The 17,592-nt window shown below is 68.7% G+C and carries 12 protein-coding genes; 5 read left to right on the top strand and 7 right to left on the bottom strand.

Annotation, left to right across the window (positions count from 1 at the left end):
* Positions 1-40: 40 nt before the first annotated feature.
* The 3 genes from ABGB18_RS47540 to ABGB18_RS47530 form a co-directional block, all read right to left on the bottom strand.
* Positions 41-787 carry an SDR family oxidoreductase gene (locus ABGB18_RS47540; RefSeq protein WP_347702331.1) on the bottom strand — a complete coding sequence of 249 codons (747 nt, stop codon included), beginning with the start codon at positions 785-787 and terminating at the stop codon, positions 41-43.
* A gap of 57 nt (positions 788-844) precedes the next feature.
* Positions 845-1,546: a TetR/AcrR family transcriptional regulator gene (locus tag ABGB18_RS47535; protein WP_347702330.1), complete on the bottom strand. Its 702-nt coding sequence runs from the start codon at positions 1,544-1,546 to the stop codon at positions 845-847.
* Positions 1,547-1,617: 71 nt separating this feature from the next.
* Complete coding sequence (locus tag ABGB18_RS47530) at positions 1,618-2,511, bottom strand: alpha/beta fold hydrolase (RefSeq protein ID WP_347702329.1); 894 nt, start codon at positions 2,509-2,511, stop codon at positions 1,618-1,620.
* Positions 2,512-2,587: 76 nt separating this feature from the next.
* On the opposite strand from ABGB18_RS47530, the gene ABGB18_RS47525 reads away from it, so the two are divergent.
* On the top strand, positions 2,588-3,199 hold the full coding sequence (locus tag ABGB18_RS47525) for a TetR/AcrR family transcriptional regulator (protein ID WP_347702328.1): 612 nt from the start codon (positions 2,588-2,590) through the stop codon (positions 3,197-3,199).
* A 241-nt stretch (positions 3,200-3,440) separates the two neighbouring features.
* Here the strand turns inward: ABGB18_RS47525 and ABGB18_RS47520 are convergent, their stop codons facing one another.
* The 4 genes from ABGB18_RS47520 to ABGB18_RS47505 form a co-directional block, all read right to left on the bottom strand.
* Positions 3,441-4,481, bottom strand: coding sequence for a PP2C family protein-serine/threonine phosphatase (locus ABGB18_RS47520; protein WP_347702327.1), 1,041 nt, complete (start codon positions 4,479-4,481; stop codon positions 3,441-3,443).
* A gap of 216 nt (positions 4,482-4,697) precedes the next feature.
* A complete protein-coding gene (locus ABGB18_RS47515) occupies positions 4,698-5,558 on the bottom strand; it encodes a type II CAAX endopeptidase family protein (protein WP_347702326.1) in 861 nt (286 codons plus the stop codon).
* 1 nt (position 5,559) lies between these two features.
* Positions 5,560-10,158 (bottom strand): amino acid adenylation domain-containing protein, encoded by a 4,599-nt coding sequence (locus ABGB18_RS47510; RefSeq protein ID WP_347702325.1) that lies wholly within the window; start codon positions 10,156-10,158, stop codon positions 5,560-5,562.
* A 137-nt stretch (positions 10,159-10,295) separates the two neighbouring features.
* Positions 10,296-11,537 (bottom strand): LLM class flavin-dependent oxidoreductase, encoded by a 1,242-nt coding sequence (locus ABGB18_RS47505; RefSeq protein WP_347702324.1) that lies wholly within the window; start codon positions 11,535-11,537, stop codon positions 10,296-10,298.
* 469 nt (positions 11,538-12,006) lie between these two features.
* Between ABGB18_RS47505 and ABGB18_RS47500 the strand changes: the two genes are divergently transcribed.
* The 4 genes from ABGB18_RS47500 (at position 12,007) to ABGB18_RS47485 (ending at position 17,348) form a co-directional block, all read left to right on the top strand.
* On the top strand, positions 12,007-12,288 hold the full coding sequence (locus tag ABGB18_RS47500) for an acyl carrier protein (RefSeq protein ID WP_347702323.1): 282 nt from the start codon (positions 12,007-12,009) through the stop codon (positions 12,286-12,288).
* Positions 12,289-13,322: 1,034 nt separating this feature from the next.
* Positions 13,323-14,087, top strand: coding sequence for an alpha/beta fold hydrolase (locus ABGB18_RS47495; protein WP_347702322.1), 765 nt, complete (start codon positions 13,323-13,325; stop codon positions 14,085-14,087).
* Between the two features lie 545 nt (positions 14,088-14,632).
* Positions 14,633-15,244 carry an AfsR/SARP family transcriptional regulator gene (locus ABGB18_RS47490; protein ID WP_347702321.1) on the top strand — a complete coding sequence of 204 codons (612 nt, stop codon included), beginning with the start codon at positions 14,633-14,635 and terminating at the stop codon, positions 15,242-15,244.
* A gap of 352 nt (positions 15,245-15,596) precedes the next feature.
* A complete protein-coding gene (locus ABGB18_RS47485; protein WP_347702320.1) occupies positions 15,597-17,348 on the top strand; it encodes a fatty acyl-AMP ligase in 1,752 nt (583 codons plus the stop codon).
* The last annotated feature ends 244 nt before the right edge of the window (positions 17,349-17,592 follow it).

Raw genomic sequence — 17,592 nt, 5'->3', positions numbered from 1 at the left:
GTGGTGCCCCCTTTCGGAAGAATGCGACGCGTACGTGCCGTCAGGCGAGACCGCCGTTGGTGTAGATCACCTGGCCGTTGACCCACCGGGCCGGACCGGCGAGGAAGGCGACGGTCTCGCTGATGTCCTCGGGACGGCCAAGGCGCTCCAGCGGGGTGGCCTTGGCGAACCTCTCGACCGCGGCCTCGTCCTTGCCGTTGTAGAACAGCGGGGTCGCGGTGGGGCCGGGGGCGACCGTGTTGACGGTGATGTCCCTGCCGCGCAGCTCGCGGGCCAGGATCATGGTGATGCCCTCCACGGCGGCCTTGCTGGCGACGTACGCGGCGTAGGTGGGCAGTTGTGTGCGGATGACGGACGTCGAGAAGTTGATGATCGCGCCGCCCGGGCGCACGCGGCGGGCGGCCTGCTGCGAGACGACGAACGTGCCGCGGATGTTGGTGCGGTGCACGCGGTCCAGGTCGTCCAGGTTCAGCTCGGCGACCGGCGCGAGGACCATGATCCCCGCGGTGTTCACGACCACGTCGATGCCGCCGAAGGCGGACTCGACGGCGTCGAACGCGGCGGCCACGTCGTTCTCGTCGGCGATGTCGCCACCGATGGCGATGGCCCGCCCGCCACCGGACACGATGCCGGCGACCATCGCCTCGGCCCGCTCCTTGTTACCGGAGTAGTGCACGGCCACGGCGAAACCGTCGGCGGCGAGGCGCCCGACGACGACGCGGCCGATGCCCCCCGTGCCACCGGTGACCAGGGCGACGCGGACGTTCGCCGCGGTGTTCTCAGGCATGAGGGATCTCCTTCTCGTGTGTCAGGGGTGATGTGGTCGATCAGGCGGATCGTGAGGTCACGGCCTGGTGTCTTGTGCCAGCCGGGTGAGCCATTCGGCCAGCAGCTCCCGCTCCGCCGGGCTGAACGACTCCGGCGGCTGGGAACGGAGCAGTGCCGCGAGGGTGGTCGCCGCCTGCGGCACGCCCAGGGGCGCGGGCTGGGGGCCGGCGTCCGGCTCGGGGGTCAGGATGCCGGCCAGCACGATGTCCCTCACCCGCACGGAGAGCTCCGCGCTGCGGTGCAGCTCGGGCCGGGTGAGCAGGGCGAGCGCGACCCCGCTGTTGGCGGAGATCACGATCTCGGCGGCGCGGTCGAGCTCGATCGCCAGCCGGCCGGCCCGGGCGACCCGCTCCAGCACCGATCGCAGCAGCTCGTGGGCCTCGCCGACCGACTTCGGCGCGGAGGCCAGACCCGGCGCGTACATGAGCCGGTAGACGTTCGGGTGCTCCAGGGCGAACCGGGTGTGGTCGTCCCAGCCGCGCCGCAGGTCCGCGACCGGATCCGAGGTGGGCACCGCGGCGCGCTTGGCCGCGAGGTATTCCCCGAATCCGTGATCGGCGACCGCGGAGAGGAGACCGTCCTTGTCGCCGAACAGCCGGTAGATCACCGGCTGCTGGAGGCCGGCCTTCTCCCCGACGCCGCGGGTGGAGATGTCCCCGTTCGGCGAGGCCTCCAGCAGCTCGGTGGCCGCGAGGATTATCCGCGATCTCTGATCCATGTTGTCGACGATAACGGGTCACCTAGATCGTCGCAAACAGATTCTTGTTATCAGTGAATCGGACAGGGCTTTCACGAGGCGGTCTCGGTGTCGATGAACCTCAGGAGGCGGGCGTTGACCAGGTCGGGCGCCTCCGCGGGAAGCCCGTGGCCGATGCCCGGCACGATCTCCGCGCGCACCCCCGGGATGAGGCTCTGGGCGCGGGCCAGTGCGGGACGGGCGCTGACCAGGATGCTGCGCTGCGCCAGCAGGACGAGAGCCGGCAGGTTGATCGATCGCAACTCCTCGTCCGTGAACGGCCTGGCCGAGGGGCGCGAGGAGGGGCGGAAGGTCCTGATGCTCAGCATGATCGGGGCCATCAACTGCCGGGGGGCGACCAGCGCGTGGTTGGCCAGCACCCGGGCGAACCAGGGGCGGAGCCGGCGCGGGGCGGGCATCGCGAACAGCCCGCCCAGCGTGCTGAACAGGAAGCGGGCGGCGGGCACCTGCTCCAGCCCCGCCGGGTCCAGCGGCGCGATCGAGGCCAGCCGCCCGGGCGCGTAAATGACCTGGTTGAGGGCGAGCCAGCCGCCGTAGGACAGGCCGACGAGGTGGACGCGGTCGAGCCCGAGGCCGGCGAGCACCTCCTCCAGCCAGGCGGCGTTGTCGCGCGAGTCCTTGGCGACCACCCGCTGAACGCTGCGGCCGGGGTCGTCGAGGGTGTCGATCGCGTACACCGGGTGGTGCTCGCCCAGGGCGGCGATCTGGGGATACCAGGTGGAGGCGTTCGCGCCGTGGCCGTGCAGCAGCACGACGGGTTCCCCGCCGGCGGCGCCCGCGCGATGTACGTGCACGGTGCCGAAACGGGTCTCGACGTCGGTTTCCGTACGCGGCTCCGGCCACAGCCGCATGGCCTCGTCATATGCCCGCAGGAACTGCGCATGTGCCTTTTCGCTGGTGAAACGTCCGACAGCGGTCCTTGTCACCTTGAGGATCCTTTCTTTGGTAGTACAACCGTACTACCAAAGGCCCGTTAAGGTGCCTGGCGAGGAGGTGGAGCCGGTGCCGAAGCTGGCGGACCACGGTCAGCGGCGGGTTCAGATCGCCGAGGCGCTGCTGCGCATCGCCGGGAGCAGCGGGCTGCATGCCGTGACCATGCGCTCCGTCGCCGCCGAGGCGGGCTTCTCCGTCTCCGTGGTGCAGTATTACTTCGAGTCCAAGGAGAAGCTGCTGCTCTTCGCGCTGCGCTACCTGGCGCGGCGGGTCAGCGAGCGGGTCGAGGCTCGGATACGCGCGTCGGGATCCCCGCCCACCTCACGGGGTGTCATCGAGGCCGTCCTCGCCCAGGCCCTCCCCACCGATGCGGAGAGCCGGACCTTCCACCTCGTCTACACCGCGTACGCGGTGCTCTCGGTGACCGATCCGGCGCTCGCCGCCCAGCCGTTCATGGCCGCTCCCGACGAGATGCGCGCCTTCCTCACCGACCGGATCCGCGCCGCGCAGAGCGCCGGGGAGGCCTCCCCGGACCTCGACGCGCACGCCGAGGCCACGGGGCTGCTCGCCATGTCGGCCGGACTGGGCACCAGCGTGCTCCTCGGGCAGGTCACCGCCGGCGACGCGCTGTCGATCCTCCGCTACCATCTCGACCGCATCGTGCCCGAGCCTGAGACCTGATCCGGTGCGGGCCCCCGCCGGCCGTCGTCACAGGCAGGCGACCCGGACCGGGCCGGCCGCCATCGACTGGTCGCCCGAGGTGTTCCCGGAGCCGTTGTCCTTGATCTCCACCATGCGGAGGAAACCGACCGGAAAGGCGTGATGAACCGGGCCAGGGATTTCACATTCCGAAACACGACCGCGGCGGAATTCCGCCCGTTCCGGAGCGGCCGGGAGTGAGGCGGGGGCCGCGCTACGGAGGTCAGCCGCCCTGCCGGTGCAGCAGGAGCATCGCCGCGTCGTCGAGCAGCGGACCGCCCACGTGCCCGACGAGGTCGGCGCGCAGCAGGTCCAGGGCGGCCTGCGGCTCCTCCTGCCCGAGGAGATGAGCGCGCTCGGTCAGCGGGTAGAAGGCGCCGTCGGTGTTCCTGGCCTCGATGACCCCGTCGGTGAAGAACAGGATGCGGTCCCCGCTGCCGAACGGGATCCGGTGCGCCTTCACCGCCGCGGTGCCGAGCGCGCCGAGGCCGAGCGGCAGGCCGTGTTCGGGCAGGTCCACGGCGCCGATCCGGCCGTCCGGGCCGATCAGCATGGGCGCCGGATGACCGAAGTTCACGAGCGCGATGTCGCCGTCGTGCACTTCGGCGACGATCGCGGTGACGAACTGCTCCCCGTCCAGGTGCCTGGCCAGGCTGACCTCCAGCCGCTCGCCGATGTCGGCCAGGTCGGGCTCGTCGTAGGCGGCCTCGCGGAAGGCGCCCAGCACCCAGGCCGCCGTCTCGACCGCCGCCAGCCCGTTGCCCTGGACGTCCCCGATCAGCAGCCGTACGCCGTGCGGGGTCGTGACGACCTCGTACAGGTCACCGCCGATCTGCGCCTCGGCCGCCGCCGAAGTGTAGGACAGTGCCACCCGCAGGTCGCCCGCCCGCCGGGGAACCGGGCGCAGCAGCACACGCTGGGCGGCCTCGGCGACGAGCCGCACGCTGGCCAGCTCCCGCTCCCTCTGTAAGCGCAGATGGCTGGCCAGCATGCTCGCCACGGTGATCCCGACGATGGTCACGATGGTGAGGTTGTTCTGCCACCTGAACAGTGACCCGTTGAAATACGCGAGCGGCACGCAGATGGCCAGCGCGACCACGCCGACCAGGGCGGTCCTGCGGACGCTGCCGGACACCGACGCGAAGGTCGGGCCCAGGGTGAGGAGCGGCAGGAAGCCCAGCTCGGGGGTCGCCGACAGGTCGATCAGGGCGACGCCCAGCATGACCGCGAAGGGCAGCCAGCGAAGGGCACGCTCTGATCTCATTCGACCCCCGCATCACCGTAGGCGTGTCCGCATGCCCGCTTCACCCGCCGGGCCGCCTCCCCGGCGAACGACTAACGTCGATGGTGTCGATGCACAAGCATTACTCAGCACGCGTTTTTCCTCAAGCGCAACTCGCCTTTGTGGCCAATTTGCGGATATGCGAGAGATGCCCGAGTGATGAGCAGCTTCGGGCAGCCGTCGGCCGGCCTGCCGGGATCAGATGTACAGATAGGCGAGGAGGGCGATCGTGGTGTTGGCGGCCACGTGGGCGGCGTACGGGTAACCGATCCCACCGGTTCGCATGCGGATCACGCCCAGCAGGTAGCCCCAGGCCAGCGCCATCACGACGCCGACCGGCCCGGAGGGGAAGCCGTTGGCGTGCGAGATGCCGAACGTGATCGACTCGATGACCAGCGCGGCGCGAAGTCCCCAGGTGTTGACGAGCTCCGTCAGCAGCACGCCGCGGAACAGCAGCTCCTCCCAGGCCGCGTTGACGAGCGCGAAGCCGACGATCGCGGCGACCGCCTGCCACGGCGGGGCGTACCGCAGCCCGCCCAGGTATTCCGAGACGTCGGCGTCGGCGGTGAGGGTCCACAGGACGAGGCCGGCGACGCTGGCCACGATGGTGGTGACGAACAGGGCGATCGTGACCGGGGCCAGCGGGCCCCACTTCAGCCAGGGCGCGACCGGCCGGAGCCGCCCCAGCCGGTGCAGCGCCACGCCGGCGGCCACCGGCACGACCACGAACGACGTCGTGATCAGCGCCGGCGGCCAGCCCGCGTAGACGTAGAGGGTGAACAGGAACGCGATCAGGTCGGAGCAGAGAACCATGCGCAGCACGGCGGGCGAGCGCCGGCGGCAGGCGAACAGTGTGACGAGCAGCAGGGCGATCACGCCGGTCGTGGTCAGCGGCGGACTTTCCGGCACGAGGGTGAGCCCGATGGCGATCGCGGTGGCCAGAGTCAGGGCCCGCTCGAAGCGGGAGAACGATCTCCGCTCTGCTGTGTCCGTCCGCGACGCCACGGAGTCGCTCATCATCCCCCTGTCCGAGAACTTCCAGCCGAAGGACACGGCCATGCTATCGGAATTCGGCTTCGAACTCGTCGATCTCCGTCTGGTCCAATTCGACCAGTGAGACGTCCGACGGGGTCAGCCCATTGGCACCGGCCTGGATGACCTGGTCTCCGAGCGCTGCCAGCACCTCCAGCCAGCGGTCCGCGATTTCGCTGACCCGCTCCTCTTCGAGGACTTCCGCGGGCCACGTCAGATTGACAGAAAGACGCGGACCCGACGGGTGGACCTGGACGACCGCCACCACGTCCAGGGCGTGGGTCAGGGGCATGCCCGGTGGCTGGGCGGTCAACCCGAAGGAATTCGGATCCGTCAGCCAGTAATCGTCGCCGGGCATTTCCTCGGCCATTCTGAAACGGCCGAGATAGTTGAAGCGGATTTCCGGAGCGGGCAGTCCGGCCAGCACGGGGCGCGTCACCGGGTTCAGATAGCGCAGGAGCCCGTAGGTGACGCCCTTTCCGGGGAGTGCCCGCAGTTGCTCCTTGACGCGTTTGAGGGACTCGACCGCGCGGACGCCGAGCGGCCGGTCGTCGGCGGCGTCGCCCACATCGCAGCGCACGGGATAGAGGCTGGTGAACCAGCCGACGGTGCGGACCAGGTCCGCACCGGGCACGACGTCCTCCCGGCCGTGCCCCTCAAGGTCGATCGGGATCCCGGTGTCCCGGCCGGTGACCTGGGTGAGCGCCATCGCCAGCCCGGTGACGAGCGCGTCCTGGACATCGGCGCCGAAGGCCGGCGTGGCCCGGTCGATCAGCGCCTCGGTCTCGGGGACGCCGAGGGTGCGTACAAGCGATGCGGACCGTCCGGCCACGTCGCGCCGCGGGTCGAGGGGCCGGCGGGCCAGGGCGGGTGCGGCCGATCGCGTCGCCAGCATGCCGGTCCAGACGTCCAGGGTGTCGGCCACCGCGGGGTCGTGGGCCGCCAGGATCAGCCCTTCGGCCCACCGTCTGAACGAGGTGACCGGCCTGTCCAGGGTGGGCCGTTCGCCCGACACGATCTCCTGCCAGGCCGCGGCGAGGTCGGCCAGCAGGAGGTGCCAGGACACCGCGTCCACCGCCAGATGGTGGGCCACCAGCAGCAGGCGGCCACCGTCCTGGCCCTCGTCGAACCAGACGATCTCCAGCATCCGCCCGGCGGCCGGGTCGAGCCGGTCTCGCGCCTGGACGAACTCCCTGTTCAGGTTCGCGGTCCACGGCTCGTCCGATCGGCCGGTCGCCCGGCGTACGCAGTCCCGGGCGCTCACCTCGCCCGGCTCGCGTACCACCAGGCCCCAGACCGCGCCGTCCCCGCCCCTGACGAGGCGCGCCCTCAGCGTGTCGTGCCTGTCGAGGAGGGCTTGGACGGCCGCGACGAGCTCCGCCTCGCCGAGCGGCGGGACCTTCACCGCGATGCTCTGGTGGAACCCCTCGACGGAGCCCCCGGCCTCGCGCAGCCAATGCATGATCGGCGTGGCCGGGATCAGGCCGACGCCGTCGTCCACCGGGGTTCCGGCCTGATCCGCCGGGGCGCCGGCCTGCGACACCGCGGCCAGCAGGGCGGGTGTCCGGTGACGGAAGACGTCCCGGGGAGCCAGGGAGAGGCCGGCCTTGCGGGCGCGGGCGACCACCTGGATCGCCAGGATGCTGTCCCCGCCGAGCACGAAGAAGTCGTCGTCCGCGCCGATCCGCTCGATGCCCAGCACCTCGCCGAAGATCTGGCACAGGTCCTTCTCCTGCGGCGTGGCCGGCGCGCTGCCGCCGGAGGCCGCGGCGAGGTCGAGGGCGGGCAGCGCCTTGCGGTCCACTTTGCCGTTCTGGTTCAGCGGCAGCGCGTCGAGCGGGACGAGAACCGTGGGTACGGCGTAGTCCGGCAGATGGTCCACCGCGTGCGTGCGTACGGCGTGCAGGTCGGAGGTGCCGACCACGTATCCGGCGAGGAGCTTCTGCCCTGCCGGGCCGTCGTCGGCGACGACCACCACGTCGGTCACGCCGGGCGCGTTGCGCAGCACGGTCTCGATCTCGCCGAGCTCTATCCGCTGTCCGCGGATCTTCACCTGGAAATCACGTCGCCCGAGGAAGTCGAGCTGCCCGTCGGGGAAGTAGCGGACCCTGTCCCCCGTCCGGTACATCCTGCCGCCCGCGCCACCGTCGAACGGGTCCGGGACATATCTGGTGCAGGTGCGTACGGGGTCGTTCAGGTAGCCGCGGCCCACGCCGACGCCGGCGATGTAGAGCTCGCCGGGCATGCCGAGCGGGACCGGCCGCAGGGCGTCGTCCAGCACGTACAGACGGGTGTTGCGCAACGGCCGGCCGACCGGGACGCGGACCACGTCGAAGGGGGAATCCTTGGTGATCACGGCGTGGCTGACGTCGTCGGAGCACTCCGTGGCGCCGTAGGCGTTGATGATGTCGACGTGCGGATAGATGCGGAACCAGCGCGCGCACATCTCCGGCGGCAGCACCTCGCCGTTGACGATGAACCAGCGGAAGGCCGGCAGCGCGGGTGGGGCGGTGGCCGAGCCGTCACCGCTCCAGACCGCGAGCGCCGCGCGCATGAAGGACGGCACCACCTCCAGCACGGTGAGCTGCTCCGCGCCGATGAGGTTGAAGAGCGCGAACGGGTCGGCGGCGACGTCATCACCGACGATCCTGGTGTGGCCGCCGACGAGCAGGGGCGAGATCATCTGCCACACGGAGACGTCGAAGGTGAGCGGCGCGTTGTGCACCACCGAGTCCGCGGCGGTCATACCGAGGTCGCCGACCTTGGCCACCAGGTGGTTGATCATCCCGTGCCGGTGGACCATCGCGCCCTTCGGCCGCCCCGTCGAGCCCGACGTGAAGTAGACGTAGGCGAGATGGTCCACGTCGGGGGCCGTCGGCGCGAGGTCCTCCGGGGCGTCGATGCTCTCGTCGAGCGGCACGACGTGGACCGGCCGGCCGGCGGCCGCCGCGATCTCGTTCGCCAGGTCGGTGTACTCCTCCTCCACGAGCAGCAGGCGCAGGTCGTTGTCGCGCACGAGCGACGCGTTACGCGCGAGGGGGGCGTTGACGTCCAGCGGGACGTAGGCTCCGCCCGCTCCCCAGATGCCCAGCATGGTCGCGACAACGTGGACGCCTCTCCCGGTGAGCACCCCGACGAGCACCTCAGGGCCGACTCCCGCCTCCCGTAGTCCGCGCGAGAGCGCGCTTCCCCAGCCGACCAGGGAGGCGTAGTCCAGGCTCCTGCGCTCGTCCACCGCCGCGACGGCCCGGGGAGACTCCGCGGCGATCTTCCGGATCCGCTGGATGACGTCCTCGAATGACTCGGGCTCTTCCGTGGCGTTCCAGTCGGTCAGCACCTGGCGGCGTTCGGCGGGGAGGAGGAGGTCGGTGTCGGCGATCGGGCGATGGGGATCGGCGGCGAGTTGTTCGATGAACCACTGGACGCGATCGGCGTGCAGGGCGAGGTCCTCGACGCTGTAGCTACGGGAGTTCGCGGCGAAGTCCAGATATATGTCCTGGCCTGCTCCCGGGTGCGCGGTGAAGGAGATGTCCTCGACCGGTCCGTACTGCAGGTATCGGAGCGTCGCGGGCGCCCCCGCGAAGTCGAATTTCTGGTCGACCGGCAAGACATTGACCTCCGGGCCGTACAGGCGGTGACCGGAGTCGACATATCCCAGGTCGCGGCGGAGGTACTCCTGGTTGTAGCGCTGGTGCCGGACGAGCCGGTGGGTCTGGCGGCCGATGTACTGGATGAGCTCGACGACGGTGGCGCCGGGCTCAATGGTGAGTCGCAGGGGCAGGACGTTCGAGATCATGCACGGCGTACGGAGTGCCCTGGGGGTGCGCCGCGCCGTGACGGTCAATCCGAGCACGACGTCGCGGGCCCCCGTCGCGCGGTGCACGTAGGCGGCGATGGCCGCGAAGTACGCGCCGGTCCAGCCCTGGCCGGACAGACCCGCCGCGTCAGTGAGGGGGGTCAGGACCGCGGCCGGCATCGTACGGGCAAGGCGTAGCTGGCCGCGGCCCGGCAGGGAGACGACGTCGGCCAGCCCGACCACCTCGGGCCGGTCGGCGAGATGGGCGTTCCAGAAGTCCTTGTCGCGTTCGAAGTCCGGGGACGCGCGGTACGCGGCCTCCTCTTCGACCAGCTCACCGACCGTCGCCCAGGACGACGGGGGATACGCCGATCCGGTCACCAGGGCCGTGTAGACCTCGGCGACGCGGCGGGCCAGGAGGCTGGCGCCGTACCCGTCGATGATGACGTGGTGGCTGCGCATGTACCAGAACCAGTGATCGGGCCCGAGCGCGAGCATGTACGTCGCGAACAGGTCCTGCCCGGTCAGGTCCGCGGGGCGGTCGATGTCGGCGTTCATCCATTCGATCGCGGCCTGCCGGGGGTCGGGCGAGCCGGTCAGGTCGACGAGCGGGAAGTCGATGTCACTGCCCGCCGCGACGACCTGGTGGAAACCGTTCTCGTCGCTGAGCACCCGCACCCGGATCGCCTCGGACTCCTCCAGCACCTGGCGCATGGCCTTCTGCATGGCCGGCAGGTCCAGCGGGCCGAGGATCTCCACGTATTGCCCGGCGTTGTAGGAATGGTCATCCGGATCGAGGTGCTGTGCCGTCCACACGCCGGACTGCGACACCGAAAGCGGAAGCGGTGAGTGAGAGGGAAACCGCATGCATGACCTCAGCAATCGACGGGCGCCGCCGGCGGCGGAAGTGTCTGGAAAGGGCCGCGAAGTTATCTCGGTCCTGACCGCAGTCTCGATCAGGGGGTTGTTCAGCTTTTCGCCGCGGAGCGCGGAGACACGCTCGGCATGGCGGTGCGGCGGACGCGGTATTCGGGATCCATCCGCCTGGCGGGGGGCCGGCGGGCCAGCGCGGCCTCAATCGCCGGGGCCAGCCGCTGCATCTTGGCCAGTTCCTTGCTCTCGTGCCGCTCGGCGAACTCCGGCATCACCTCGCGGGCGAACAGTTCCATCGACGCGCAGATGTGCTCGTGCTTGATGCGGCCGGACTGCGCGACCAGCAGGATCTGGTCCACACCCGCGGCCTCGTACTCCCGGAGCGTCTTCTTGATCTGCTCGGGAGTACCGATGCCGCTGTACGCGCCCTCCAGCACCCGCGGGAACTCCCGGTTCACCACGTCCTTCGGCTCGTCGAGGCCGAGGTCACGGGCGAGTGTGGACTTCCCGGGCACGTGCGCGCCGAGTCCCCAGTAATATGCCAGCGACCTGGCGAAGAACCGGTGGTCGGCCAGGCCCCGCTCGCGGGCGGTGGCCTCGTCCTCGTCACACATCAGGTAGAGCGTCATCGCGACCTGGGGGTTTACCGAGAAGCCCGCCGGTACGCACTCCTCCGACTCGATCGTCGCGTAGTAGTCGCCGACCCATTTCCTGGCCTCCTCCGGCGCGACGAAGGAGAAGGTGAGGGCGCCGAGCCCGTGCCGGGCAGCGTGCGAGAGGCTCTCGCGTTTGCTGCACGCCGCCCACAGGGGCGGGTGGGGCTTCTGCAGCGGCTTGGGCACCACGTTGCGCGGCGGCATATGCACGTACGTGCCTTCGTGACCCGCGAACGGCTCCTCGACGAACATCCGGGTGACGACGTCGATCGCCTCCCGCCACTGCGCTCTCTTGGTGGAGAAGTCCACCCCGAACGCGCCGAGCTCGACTTCGGTGCTCGATTCCCCGGTGCCGAACTCGACCCTGCCGTTGGACATCAGGTCGAGCATGCCGATCCGCTCGGCCACCCGGGCCGTCGGGTTGATTCCCGGCGGCAGCACCGTGATCCCGTGGCCGAGCCGGATGCGCTGGGTCCGCTGGCTCGCCGCGCTGAGCAGAATCTCCGGCGCCGAGCAGTGGCTGTACTCTTCGAGGAAATGATGCTCGACGGCCCAGGCGTAGTCGAAACCGAGCCGGTCGGCAAGCTCGATCTGTTCCAGCGTCTCGTGCACGATCCGCAGCTCCGAATCGGGCTGCCAGGGCCGGGGAAGTTGAAGCTCGTAAAAGAGCCCGAACCGCATGATCATCCCTTCCGAGTGAAATATTCCGCCGAACACCGCGGGTAGCGGACCCGGCGAACCGGAAACGCCGGCGGGGCGCCGAACGGGCCACTGGAAGAAGCCGGGGAGGAACAATTCGTGAGCCAATTCCTCCCCACTTCCATTCAGCGGATTGTGGAGAATTCCTCGGACGATACACTAGGCGACCCCGGTGCCTGGCAAAAGGGCGGTCCGCCGATCGGCCGAGCAAGCTTAATTGGACCCCACAACCCTACTTAAGAATGGTTTTAATTGGCCTTTAGAGTACGCTGCTACAGTCTCTCATGGATTAGCCCGCGAAAAACATGTCGCGCATTTCCGCTGCGAGATGCCCGGAGGCGGCATAGTCCGTGGGAGCAGCGTACGGCCCGGGTCGCGTCGGCTCTCGTCGAATCCGGGGAGCACCGCCTCTGTGACCTTTGCTCCGGAGCGAGCCCTGGAGGAGAAGCAGATGACAGACAGCCTTGAGACCACGAACACGAGCGAGCTGCAGTCCTGGATGCGGGAACGGATCGCGTTCTATCTTGACCAGCCGGCGGAGACCATCGACCCGGACACCGAACTCGCGCACTACGGCATGAACTCCGTCTACGCGGTCAGCCTGCTGGGCGATCTCGAGAACAAGCTCGGCATCGAGATCGACTACATGGCGGCGACCTGGGGATACCCGACGATCAACAAACTCGTCGAGTACCTGGAAGGCCTGCGGGCCGCGGAGTCCAGCGCCGACTGATCCCTTCGATCGCGGCTCGCCCGGTGAGTTCGCGAGCGGACGGATGGGGATGCAGGTGCGGTCGCCCTTCACGTCGTTCGATGTCGGCTCGGCCCTCGTCACGCGGCCGGCCGGCTTCGCGTTGCCGCCCCGGCTTCCGGCGGCGGCCGTCTCGGTCCGTCCAGCCACGGGGAACATTCCGGAAGCCTGTCGAATCCGGTCGATGTCGCGCCCGGCGGATTCTCGGACAGCGAGTGTCACGAAAACGGGAAATTCTCCGCGCAAGCGCGTTTCGCATGGTCGGCGGCCTGACCGTGCCGCTCGGGGGCGGCCGCTCGGGCGCCGTACCCGCCGCGCGAGGGGGCGTCGTCCATACCAGAGGGGTAGTCTCTGTGAACACCGACCGCGCCAGGGCTGATGCAGGGGCGGTCGATCAGAAGGCGGACCTTCATCCGGTCAACACGACGAGCACACCGGGGCAGTCGGCGACATCCCGGGGCAGGAGGAAGGACAGTGGGCGGCAACGCGGGTCAACCGGCCTCGCCCGCCAGCTCGCACCGGGGACGGCACAAGTCGGCCACCTCACGCCCGGCCCGAAGCCGCACCCATCCGCCTCCCCGGCCAAAGGAGCCGCCCGATTCCCGGAGTCCCGCCAGGACGGCGTCCGCCTCCCCCCTCGAACCTCTCTCCTGCCCGCGCCACGACGGCCCGGTGCCACGACGGCCGCCGCGAACGCCACCGGCCCCGTGCCGTCCAGGTCTGCGATCAACAAGCGAGGCGTCACCGCCCCCGATGACGGGCGGGCCCATCGGCTGGCGAAGCCCCGGCACTCCCCCGAGATCAGCGACCTCATCCTGCGCGTCCCGCGCCCCGCCACGGCCGTGTCACCGGAATCGGCGACTGCTGTGAGCCACGGAGATACCACCCAAGGTCTTGACACCTCCTCCATGATTCTTTAAGGATGTGGCTGTTCTACACATTTCGAATTTTGTCAAATCTTTGACGAAGTCGCGAACCGACCAGGTGAGCATTCGCGCGCCGACGGGGGCATTCAAATGCATATACGGCCATCCAGGCTGAACGGGGAGTCCAGGCGGCAACAATGGCTGCGATCACAGCCGCGCAGCGGAAAGCCGCCATACCTGATCATTGTCTGTTTCCCGCCGGCGGGCGGCGGGAGCGGCTCCTTCGCGAAACTCCGCGAAGTCGTGGCGGCGGACGCGGAATGCGTCACCGTCGAGCTACCCGGCCGCATGTCCAGACTCGCCGACGAACCGGTCCGAGACCTCGGCATCCTGGCCGACCGCATCTCCGAGTCGGTGGTCGAGACGATCGAGCCAAGAGGCGTCCCTTACTTCTTCCTCGGGCTCTGCCTGGGCGCGGTGCTGGCGTACGAGACCGCCACGCGCGTCGAGGCGGCGGGGGCGAACGGTCTGCGCCGCGTCGTCGCCGCCGGCAGCAACGCCCCTCAGGAAGGCCCGCCGCTGGTGGACGACCCGGTGGAGTTCCTGCGCCGGATGGGGAGCCCCGAGGAGATATTCGAAGCTCCTCAGTTGCTCGAGATGACCCTGGAAATCCTGCGCTCCGACCTGGAGCTGTTCCGCTCCTACGACTGCACCGGTCGGCGGCTGCGGACACCTCTCAGCGTCCTGTACGGCAGGGACGACACGCTGGTCGAGTTGACCAAGATCGCCCGATGGGAGCACCTGGCGGACAAGGTCTCCATCGAGGAGCTCGCAGGCGGGCATTTCTTCCTGGACCAGAACTACGGCCACCTGCTCTCCCAGCTTCGCGGCGACCTGCTCGAAACGCCGCCGTAGACTTCCCGGTCGCATTGTTCCTGGTGCCGGACCGCGCCGAAGCGTTGTCGTGGTCCCGGTTCGGGAGTCATCAACCTGAGCTTGATCGTGTCGGTCTCCAGGAGAACACGATGGCGCACGTCCACCGCGGCGATGACCTCGGCGGCCGCACGTCCCCGAACCTGACCAGGTCAGGCCCATGGGGGACATGGTCGCCCGGCATATCCCGCACACCCCGTCTCGCGCGGGATCACCCCTCCCATCGGCGCGCCCGGCCTCACCACATCTCTGAACCCCACAGGACATGACCTCAACAGGAAGTTCGATCCACGCGGCGGACGTATTACATGCTGCGCTCAACTGGAGAAGTAATGCCCAAACTAGGAGTACTCGGTCCTCTCTCCCTGACGACGATAAGTGGAAAATCGTGCAGTCCGCGAGCCCTGAAGCTACGCATCCTGCTCGCGAACCTGCTCTGTGCCCACAACCGCGCCATTCCGATAGAGCATCTCATCCGCGAACTGTGGTTCGAGTCGCCACCCAAAACAGCGAAGACGGCACTGCAGGTGTACATCTCCAACATCCGCAAGATCTTCGACCGGATGGATCTGTCACCGGACTACGCCAGGATCGTCACCCAGCCCCCTGGTTACATGCTCGAGGTGAACGAGAACGAGCTGGACATCGCGCTCTTCGAGAGATATTGGCTGCAGGCACGTAACGCGCAGGAGGACGGCCAGCTCAAACTGGCCTCGCATCATCTTACAGACGCGCTGGCCCTCTGGCGGGGCCCGGCCCTGTCGGACGTCTGCACCACCCCGGACCTGCAGGCGGAGGCGCGCCGGCTGAACGAGATGCGGCAGGCCGCGCACGAGCGCAGGATCCTGCTGGATCTGCGGCTCGGCCGCAACACCGAAGTCATCAGCGAGCTGTACGCGCTGACCTCGCGGCACCCGTTCCACGAGAACTTCTGCGCGTACCTCATGATCGCCCTGCACAAGCAGGGCAGACCGGCGGACGCCCTTGAGGTGTACAGCGAGCTCACCGGAGCCCTGCGCAACGAGCTCGGCCTCGACCCGGGCACCCAGTTGCAACGCATCCATCAGTCGGTGCTCCTGCGAGAACCGATCCCCATCGACTCGACCTTCGACTTCCTGATGGTCAACAACCTGGCCTGACGATCCGCGACTCCCGCTCTGTCCGCGTGCCCGCAACAGCATTCTCAGGAGGCGCGCCATCAACCGGCGACACAACTTATCGAGGCACCGACCATGGCCGGCCGGGAATCGTGACCAGCTCTTCCGTACACGGCCACGACCCGGCCGACATGGCGTCGGCCGGCCGACCTCATCGGATTCGAAACGATATTAAGCTCGGGCCGCGCACCGCAAAAGGGCCGCACCGGCAAATCATGTCATCGCGCTACCGCCGCTCCCGGCACGACTTAAGCTGCCTTTTAGATCAGTTTTAAAGCCGGCTGCTAGATTCATCCCCGGTATTCCATATCACCCGCTCCGCAAGGGGACGAATATGGCACTGGGTCCGGAGACGACGCTGGTGCATGTCTTGGATGACAAGGCCGAGCACCATCCGGAGCGAGAGGCCCTCGCGTTCATTCCGGATATCAAGGACGGCGGCATACGGGACAGGCTCACCTTCGGGCAGCTCGCCGAGCGTTCCCGGCACCTCGCAGCACGACTGGTCGCCGCGGGATTCGAACCGGGCCAGCGGGCGCTGCTGCTCTTCCCCAGCGGCCTCGACTTCGCCGTCGCCTTTTTCGCCTGCTCCTACGCCCGGCTCATCGCGGTGCCCGCTCCGCTGCCGGAACGTTCACGTACCAGTATCCAACGGCTGGCGGGGATGATGGCCGACGCCGAGCCCTCCGTCATGCTCACCGTGGAGAGCTCGCTGGACGTCATCCGCGAGTGGACGGACGCCCACGGCTATCAGGCGTTGCCCCGCGTCACCGTGTCGGACGCGACAGTGGCGCCCCTTGCGGGCTTCGGCCCGCTCGAACCGCCGGAGCCTGACGACCTCGCGCTGCTCCAGTACACCTCGGGTTCCACCAGCGACCCGAAGGGCGTCATGATCAGCCACCGCAACCTGACGAGCAACCTGGATCTCATCCACTCGTATCTGGGCCGGGAACCGGAGGCCAGGATCTGCGGATGGTTGCCCGCGACCCACGACATGGGGTTGATCGGGCAGCTTCTTTACCCCCTGTACACCGGCGGGTGGCTGCTCATGTTGCCTCCGTTGGAGTTCGTGAAGCGACCGTACAAGTGGCTGGAGCTCGTGGACCGCCACCGGGCGATGTACACGGCGGCACCCGACTTCGCCTATGACCTGTGCGTCCGGATGACGAATGAGGAGCAGGCGGCGAAGCTGGACCTCAGCCATTGGCGGGCAGCCTTCAACGGCTCCGAGCCCATTCACGCCAGAACGCTGGAAAGGTTCGCCGACCGGTTCGCGCCCGCCGGATTCCGGCCCCCGACGTTCCTGCCCTGCTACGGGCTGGCCGAGGCGACCCTCATCGTGACCGGCAAGCCGTACGGCCAGCCGCTGGAGCGGAAGGTGGTGGACCCCGAGCAGATCGCGCGCGGGCGTTTCGTGCCCGTGGCGGCGGGGGAAGCGGGCAGGACCCTGGTCAGCAGCGGTGTGATCCTCCGCGACAACGTGCTGATCGTCGATCCCGAGACCGGGGTTCCTCTCGCGGACGGCCGGATCGGGGAGATCTGGGTCACCGGCGAGGGCGTGAGCAGGGGCTACTGGCGCAAGGAAGAGCTGAACCAGGCGACCTTCAACGCCCGTACGGCCGATGGCCGCGACGGATACCTGCGCACGGGCGATCTCGGAGTACGCGACGGGACGCAGCTCTACGTCACCGGGCGCATGAAGGACGTCATCATCTCCAACGGCCGTAACCTCCACCCGCACGACCTGGAACGGGCCCTGCAGGAGATGGCGGAGGACCTGATCTTCGGCTCGTCCGCGGTCTTCGCGCTCGATGACGACAAGGTGGTCGCCGTCCAGGAGGTACGCCACCAGGAGCACAACGATCTCGCTCGGGCGGCGACGCGCATCAAGCAGGCGCTGGCCCAGCAGTTCGGGGTCGGTCAGACCAGCGTCGTGTTCGTACGACCGGGAGCGGTCCGCAAGACGACCAGTGGCAAGACGCGGAGATCCGCGATGCGCCAGCTCTTTCTGGAGTCGGGGTTGCGCCCGATTTACATGAGCCTTGCTCCGGACGTGAGTGAGCGGCTGAAGGAACCGCGGCGATGATGAGGGGCCTCCGTGTGCCCCCGCACATCCGCCTATCGTCTCACTCCGCTCCGCTGCGACGCCACAAGGGAGATTGAGACATGTATCCAGCCTCTTATGCGCAGCGCCGCCTGTGGTTCCTGGCCGAACTGGAAGGCCCCACCCCCACCTACAACCTCCCCACCGCCCTGCGCTTCCACGGCCCCATCGACACCAACGCCCTGCGAGCAGCGCTCCGCGACGTCCTCGAACGACACGAAAGCCT

The sequence above is a fragment of the Nonomuraea sp. B12E4 genome, assembly GCF_039871825.1.
In the GTDB taxonomy this organism is placed as follows: Bacteria; Actinomycetota; Actinomycetes; order Streptosporangiales; family Streptosporangiaceae; genus Nonomuraea.
The sequence above is the reverse complement of the archived record's forward strand: the minus strand, read 5'-3'. Positions and strand labels throughout refer to the sequence as shown.

What these genes read in the sequence shown, in the direction of transcription:
- ABGB18_RS47535 (WP_347702330.1), bottom strand. Translation starts at nt 1,546, where the DNA reads ATGGATCAGAGATCGCGGATAATCCTCGCGGCCACCGAGCTGCTGGAG.
- ABGB18_RS47500 (WP_347702323.1), top strand. Translation starts at nt 12,007, where the DNA reads ATGACAGACAGCCTTGAGACCACGAACACGAGCGAGCTGCAGTCCTGG.
- ABGB18_RS47540 (WP_347702331.1), bottom strand. Translation starts at nt 787, where the DNA reads ATGCCTGAGAACACCGCGGCGAACGTCCGCGTCGCCCTGGTCACCGGT.
- ABGB18_RS47505 (WP_347702324.1), bottom strand. Translation starts at nt 11,537, where the DNA reads ATGCGGTTCGGGCTCTTTTACGAGCTTCAACTTCCCCGGCCCTGGCAG.
- ABGB18_RS47485 (WP_347702320.1), top strand. Translation starts at nt 15,597, where the DNA reads ATGGCACTGGGTCCGGAGACGACGCTGGTGCATGTCTTGGATGACAAG.
- ABGB18_RS47520 (WP_347702327.1), bottom strand. Translation starts at nt 4,481, where the DNA reads ATGAGATCAGAGCGTGCCCTTCGCTGGCTGCCCTTCGCGGTCATGCTG.
- ABGB18_RS47495 (WP_347702322.1), top strand. Translation starts at nt 13,323, where the DNA reads ATGCATATACGGCCATCCAGGCTGAACGGGGAGTCCAGGCGGCAACAA.
- ABGB18_RS47515 (WP_347702326.1), bottom strand. Translation starts at nt 5,558, where the DNA reads ATGGCCGTGTCCTTCGGCTGGAAGTTCTCGGACAGGGGGATGATGAGC.